Origin of the sequence: Streptomyces sp. NPDC058401 (genome assembly GCF_042722885.1) — a bacterium.
In the GTDB taxonomy this organism is placed as follows: domain Bacteria; phylum Actinomycetota; class Actinomycetes; order Streptomycetales; family Streptomycetaceae; genus Streptomyces.
Window position 1 is genome coordinate 1 of the sequence record NZ_JBHXKA010000244.1, and the last position, 5,689, is coordinate 5,689.

7 protein-coding genes are annotated in these 5,689 nt (G+C 72.7%); 5 read left to right on the plus strand and 2 right to left on the minus strand.

Translation table 11 applies throughout. The annotated features are described in order from the left end of the window. The first annotated feature begins 39 nt into the window (after positions 1–39). The 3 genes from ACFWNV_RS39110 to ACFWNV_RS39120 all read left to right on the plus strand — a co-directional run bounded on the left by ACFWNV_RS39110 (position 40) and on the right by ACFWNV_RS39120 (position 1,646). Complete coding sequence (locus ACFWNV_RS39110) at positions 40–723, plus strand: hypothetical protein (RefSeq protein WP_383956964.1); 684 nt, start codon at positions 40–42, stop codon at positions 721–723. Between the two features lie 134 nt (positions 724–857). Beyond that, on the plus strand, positions 858–1,070 hold the full coding sequence (locus tag ACFWNV_RS39115; protein ID WP_383956950.1) for a hypothetical protein: 213 nt from the start codon (positions 858–860) through the stop codon (positions 1,068–1,070). Positions 1,071–1,151: 81 nt separating this feature from the next. Then, the gene (locus ACFWNV_RS39120; RefSeq protein WP_383956952.1) at positions 1,152–1,646 is read left to right on the plus strand and encodes a hypothetical protein; all 495 of its coding nucleotides are present in this window, start codon (positions 1,152–1,154) and stop codon (positions 1,644–1,646) included. A gap of 11 nt (positions 1,647–1,657) precedes the next feature. Here the strand turns inward: ACFWNV_RS39120 and ACFWNV_RS39125 are convergent, their stop codons facing one another. Both ACFWNV_RS39125 and ACFWNV_RS39130 read right to left on the minus strand, forming a co-directional pair. Continuing rightward, the gene (locus ACFWNV_RS39125; protein WP_383956967.1) at positions 1,658–2,773 is read right to left on the minus strand and encodes a glycosyltransferase; all 1,116 of its coding nucleotides are present in this window, start codon (positions 2,771–2,773) and stop codon (positions 1,658–1,660) included. 8 nt (positions 2,774–2,781) lie between these two features. Beyond that, the gene (locus ACFWNV_RS39130; protein ID WP_383956955.1) at positions 2,782–3,321 is read right to left on the minus strand and encodes a WcaF family extracellular polysaccharide biosynthesis acetyltransferase; all 540 of its coding nucleotides are present in this window, start codon (positions 3,319–3,321) and stop codon (positions 2,782–2,784) included. A gap of 111 nt (positions 3,322–3,432) precedes the next feature. On the opposite strand from ACFWNV_RS39130, the gene ACFWNV_RS39135 reads away from it, so the two are divergent. Together ACFWNV_RS39135 and ACFWNV_RS39140 are read left to right on the plus strand one after the other, a co-directional pair. Continuing rightward, the gene (locus ACFWNV_RS39135; RefSeq protein ID WP_383956958.1) at positions 3,433–4,941 is read left to right on the plus strand and encodes a hypothetical protein; all 1,509 of its coding nucleotides are present in this window, start codon (positions 3,433–3,435) and stop codon (positions 4,939–4,941) included. An 87-nt stretch (positions 4,942–5,028) separates the two neighbouring features. Then, on the plus strand, positions 5,029–5,610 hold the full coding sequence (locus ACFWNV_RS39140; protein ID WP_383956961.1) for a TetR/AcrR family transcriptional regulator: 582 nt from the start codon (positions 5,029–5,031) through the stop codon (positions 5,608–5,610). Positions 5,611–5,689: the final 79 nt, after the last annotated feature.

Below are 5,689 nucleotides of genomic sequence, written 5' to 3' on the forward strand. Positions count from 1 at the left end.
GACCCCGCACACCCCTCTCATACGTACGGGAGCCACCTCATGTACCGACGCTCCGCGGCGGCCGCCGTCCTGCTGGCCGCAGCCCTGACGCTGACCGCCTGCAGTTCGGGCGGCGACGGCAAGGCCGAAGCCTCGGCCGCCTCGCCCAAGCCGCCGGCCGCCTCGCCGGCACCCGACCCGGCCGACGCCACCGCCGCCCCGGCGCCGGTGGCGCCGGACGCGAAGCCCACGGGCGCGGTCCTTCCGGACGCGAAGCTCGTCCCCAAGACGGGCAGCTTCACCGCACCGCAGAAGCAGTACCTCAGCGGCCGGGTCCCGGAGAAGACGGACCCGGCGGCCGTCCTGCAGAGCGGCCAGGAGGCCTGCCAGCGGGTGGAGCGCACGGCGAAGCGGGACAAGGACGCGGCCGTCGGCGCCCTCGTGGCCGGGGAGATCCCGGGCGCGAAGGACGCGATCACCTTCCTGTGCCCGGAGCAGAAGCCGGTCCTCGACGCCTCCGCGAAGGGCTTCCCGGACGGTACGAAGGAGTCCCCGGCGGCGGGCACCTACCGCGCCCTGACCCAGAGCACGACGTGCACCTGGGAGGCCAAGTCCAAGGACGGCACCGCCCTGGCCTCGGGCCCGGCGTCCCCGCCGAACCCGGGCGACAAGATCACCGCCAAGATCCCGTCCGGCACGGCCCAGTTCATCTCGAACGGCTGCTACGCCTGGATCCCGGCGTAGCCGCTCCCCGCACCCCGAACGCCCCCGCTGCCCGAACTCCCGGGCGGTGGGGGCGTTTTCGTTCCCGTATCGGGGGCATTCGAGCTTCCACACGGCGGGGCTGCACCCCGTCCACGATGCTGGAGGCGGATCCCATGAGGGGCATCAGCGGTTGCATAGGACTGATCGTGGTGGGGGCCATCCTCACCTTCGCGAGCGACTGGCAGCTGCAGAGCGTGAACCTCGACCTGGTCGGGGTCATCATGATGATCGCGGGCGCCCTCGGCCTCGCGGTCTACGCGAGCGTCCTCAAGCGCCGCCGCGTCGGCGCCCTCCCGGTGGTCGACGAAACCCGCCGCGGCCTCTGACCCGGCCACAACACCCCGCCGACCTGCACCTTCGGCGAAACCGACTCGACCCGGACGGGGCCGCGAAGGCACGATGGGCCGATGACGCCGACCGAGACCGCAGCAGCCGACGCCCTGCAGGACCACGTGGTGCTCTGGAGCGTCGGCGAAGTCACCGGGAGCGATGTCGTCGACGTGGCCTGCGACGCACTGGTCGCCGGCCTCGACACCCCCGGCCTCCGGGTCCTCGCCGCGTGCACGTACGCCGAGGCGTCCTACGACGTCCACGACCTGCTGCCCGCGGCACTCCACGAGCTCGGCCTCGTCTTCTACCCCTTCGAAGGCGGGGCCGGCCGTGAGGCCGCGGCCTCGGCGCTCGCACGCCGCATGCTCGCCGGCGCGTTCACGCCCTCGGAGTTCACCCTCCGGATCCACCGCCGCTACGGCCACGAGCCGCCCCTGACCCGGCGGCTCGCCGAGCTCGACGACGCGTACGACATCCTCGAGTACGGCGACCGCACCGTGGACGAAGTCGACGCCGAGGTCAGGGCGGTGGCCCGGACCCTCGCGGCCCACGTCCACAGTCCGGGGGCGTAAGGCCCGCCTCCTCAGCGGGAGATGCGTTCGTACACCGGCAGGAGGGTGTCCAGGACCGCGTCCATGGAGAAGGCGGATGCGGCCAGGGTGCGGGCGGACTTCGAGGCCGTGGTGTTCTCGGAGGGGTCCAGGAGGGAGAGGATCGCTTCCGCGACCCCCGCCGGGCCCGGGTCGACCGCGCGGCCGGCGCCCGCGCGGGCGATGTCGCGGGCCAGGCCGTTGGAGTGGGTCACCACCGAGGGGACGCCCACCGACAGGGCTTCCAGGACCGACATCGGGAACGGCTCCTCCACCGAGGGGAGCACGTAGACGTGGGCGCGGCGCAGCTCCGTCAGGACCTCCGCGCCGGACAGGGCGCCCGGCACCGTGAAGCGGGAGGAGAGGCCGAGGCCGCTGATGCGGGCGCGCACCGCCGCGAGTTCGCCCTCGTCCGGGCCGGCCACCACGAACTCCGCGTCCGGGTGCGCCGCCAGGACGGCCGGGGCGGCGTCCACGAAGTCCACCGGGCGTTTGCGGGCCTGCAGGCGGGCCGAGTAGAGGATCCGCGGAGGTCCGGTCAGGGCGGGACGCTCCTCCTGCGCCGGGGTGCCGTTGACCAGGCGGACGGTGTTCGGGAGCGGCGCCCCGGCCACGGCGTCGAGGCCCTCGCGTTCGTGCGGGGTGAGGTACAGCAGGGCGTCGGCGCCGCGCAGCAGACGGCGTACCGCCAGCGCGTCCAGCACCTTGGCCAGCAGCTTCCCGCTCGGGTCGACCATGCCGTGGGTCTGCAGGACCAGGGGTTTGCCGGCCCGCAGCGCCGCCAGGGCGACGGGCAGGGTGACCAGGTCCCGGGCCAGGTGCACGTGGACCAGGTCCGCGGCCCGCACCAGGCGGCCCGCGGAGGCGAGCAGGGCCGGCGAGGTCATCCCGCTGAAGCCGAGGGGGAGCAGGCGCCGGGCGGGGAAGAGCTTCGCCGGGACCCCTTCCACCGAGGTCGGCCAGGGCTCCGGGAAGCCCTCGCCGAGCGCGAGCAGGCTCGCTTCGTGGCCGCGTGCCCGCAGCCCCTTGGCCAGGTTCAGCGCGACCCGTACCGGACCGCCGAAGGCGTGCGTGGGGGAGTGCAGGGTGACGGCGTGCAGGACTCTCACAGGGGCGCTCACTTCGGTTCCTCGACCGGGCGGCGGTGCCCGTCCTGGGTCTGCAGGGTCAGCGCGGGGAGGTCCTTGTGGACCACGGACCCGGCGCCGGCGACCGCGCAGCGGCCGATGGTCACCCCGGCCAGCACGGTGGCCCGTACCGCCACCCACGCGCCGTCCTCGACGGTGATCGGTGCGTTGCGGTAGCGGAAGTCGGCGGCCCGGTGGTCGTGCGAGCCGGTGCACAGCAGGGCCTCCTGCGATATGCAGGCGTGCGCGCCGATCGTCACGGGCTCCAGGTTCAGCACCCAGGCGCCCTCGCCGATCCACGCGTGGTCGCCCACGGTCAGCTTCCAGGGCCACAGCACCCGCACCCGGTGGCGGATCAGCACCCCTTCGCCGATCCGCGCCCCGAAGGCGCGCAGCAGCGCGACCCGCAGCCGCGCGGGGCACAGCCAGCTCATGAAGAGCGTGTTCATCACGGCGAACCAGAGCGCCTGCGTCAGCCGCCCGCGGCCCTTGTCGTATCCGGCCAGCGTGAAGGAAGGAAGATCACGCACGGGCACCCCCTCGTACTGCGGCCCACGACGGCGCCTTCGAAGGCGCCTCCCCGGGCGCCGAGCGCTCAGACTAGACTGCGCCCGGATCAGGCACAGGGGGTGGGGGCAAGCGTGGCGACCGACATACGCGGGGCCGTCGCCAGGGCGGCGCCGCCGCGGCCGGGTGAAGAGAAGAGCTGGGGCAGGGTCACCACCCCGCGGACGCTGCTCTCGCGGGCGCTTTCCGTTCCGCTGGCGCTCGGGTTCACCGTCTTCCTGCCGCTGTTCGTCGCCGTCCAGCCCGGCGCGGGCCAGCACGACGCCGCGTTCTGGCTGCAGCTCCTGCTCACCATGTACGCGGGCGCCCGGCTCTCGGCGATGGTGCTGACCAGCCGCCGCAAGCTGCTCCAGGGCTCCTTCTGGCTGTTCGTCTACATGGCCATGGGCGTGGCCCCCCTCGCGCAGGCCGTCCTCGGCCAGGTCCCGACCCCCGTCGTCGGCCCGCGTTCCGATCTCACCGCCGCCATCGGCCTGGTGCTGCTCGGCTGCGCCGTCTTCGACGTGGGCGTGCTGCTGGCCCGCCACCGGCCGGCCGGCCGTGCGGGCGGTTCGCTGAAGGAGCCGCGCCCGGTCATGGCGCACCGCAGGCGCCTCTACGTGCTGACCGGTGTGGCCTTCCTGGGCAGTGCGGCCCTGATCGTGAAGCTGGGCGGCCCGGCGGTGTTCTTCTCCAGCCGGCAGGAGATCATCGCGGGCATCGAGGAAGCGGGCGTCTCCCAGGACGGCCAGGCCGGGCAGGCGCTGCTGCGCGGATTCGGCACGGTCCCCGCGCTGCTGGCCCTGCTGCTGTACACGCGCTGGCTGATCACCTCGAAGTTCGCCCGCCGCAAGATGTCGATCATCGTCACCTGGTCGGCGCTCGCGGTCCTCAACCTGATCGTCAACAACCCGATCTCGAACCCGCGCTACTGGTTCCTCACGGTCATGTTCTCGCTGCTCTTCACCGTCTTCCCGGTGAGCGCCGCGATGTACCGGGTGGCGCTGTCCATGGCCGTGGTGATCGCCCTCCTCGTCTTCCCGTTCGCGGACCGCTTCCGCTACGACGAGAAGAACTACAAGCCGGTCGAGACGACCTCGTTCCTGGAGCCGATGGCGCTCAAGGACTACGACCAGATCGGCATGTTCGCGAACACCATCACCTTCTCCGATTCCGGTCCCGGCCATTCCTACGGGCGCCAGCTCGCGGGATCGGTCTTCTTCGCGGTGCCGCGCTCGGTGTGGTCGGGCAAGCCGCGCGACACCGGCGTGATGGTCGGCCAGTGGATGGGCACGGTCAACACCAACCTGTCCTCGCCGATCTGGGCCGAGCTGTGGCTCGACTTCGGGCCGCTGGGGATGGGGGCGGGGCTCCTGGGGATGGGGTACGCCGCCGCCCGCGTCGACCGGCGCTACGCGAAGCGCGCCCGGCGCAGCTCGCCGCCCGGCAGCCTGATCTCCACGGTGGTCCCGCTGGTCGCGGGGTACTCCTTCATCCTGCTGCGCGGACCGCTGCTCCAGGCCTCGGGCCGGATCGCCATCGCGGGGATGTGCCTCGCGCTGGTTGCCACGTACCGGCAGGACAAGGCCACGGCCCTGCGCTGACCCACGGGTCCGCACCACGTGAAGCCGGTCAACAAGTGGATCCAGTCAACTTGTGCATCGAATACGCGCCAGCGGTACAGTGGTGTCATGACCGAGATCGTGGGGCGCCGTGAGCGCAAGAAGGCCCAGACCCGCAAGGCCCTGGCCGATGCCGCGCTGCGCCTGTTCCTGGAGCGCGGGTACGACAAGGTCGGCGTCCGTGACGTGGCCGAGGAGGCCGACGTCTCGGTGACCACGCTGTTCAAGCACTTCCCGAGCAAGGAAGCCCTGGTCTTCGACGAGGACGAGGACATCGAGGCCGCGCTCGTCTCGGCGGTACGGGACCGGGCGCCGGGCCGGTCGGTCCTGCACTCCCTGCGCGACCACTTCGTGGCGACCCGGGCGACCCGCCGGAGCGACGATCCGGCGGTGATCGCGCACATCAACCTGGTCCGGGAGACGCCGGAACTGGTGGAGTACTGGGACCGGATGTGGCGGCGCCACGAGTTCGCGCTCGCCGCGGCCATCGCGGCCGAGGCCGGAGCCCCCGAGGGAGACCTCAGGTCCGCGGCACTGGCCCGGTTCGTGATGGACACCGCGAGCCTGATCCGCGGCCAGGAGGACCAGGAGCAGGCCATGCGGGAGCTGTTCGCCCTGATCGAAGCGGGCTTCGGCGACATCCCGGCCTGAGGCACCACCGGCGCGGCCGGACCGACATCCCGGCCTGAGCCACCACCGGCGCGGCCGGACCGACATCCCGGACCGGCCG

Excerpts from the sequence above, each read along its gene's own strand:
- ACFWNV_RS39110 (WP_383956964.1), top strand. The coding sequence starts at position 40 with ATGTACCGACGCTCCGCGGCGGCCGCCGTCCTGCTGGCCGCAGCCCTG.
- ACFWNV_RS39115 (WP_383956950.1), top strand. The coding sequence starts at position 858 with ATGAGGGGCATCAGCGGTTGCATAGGACTGATCGTGGTGGGGGCCATC.
- ACFWNV_RS39120 (WP_383956952.1), top strand. The coding sequence starts at position 1,152 with ATGACGCCGACCGAGACCGCAGCAGCCGACGCCCTGCAGGACCACGTG.
- ACFWNV_RS39140 (WP_383956961.1), top strand. The coding sequence starts at position 5,029 with ATGACCGAGATCGTGGGGCGCCGTGAGCGCAAGAAGGCCCAGACCCGC.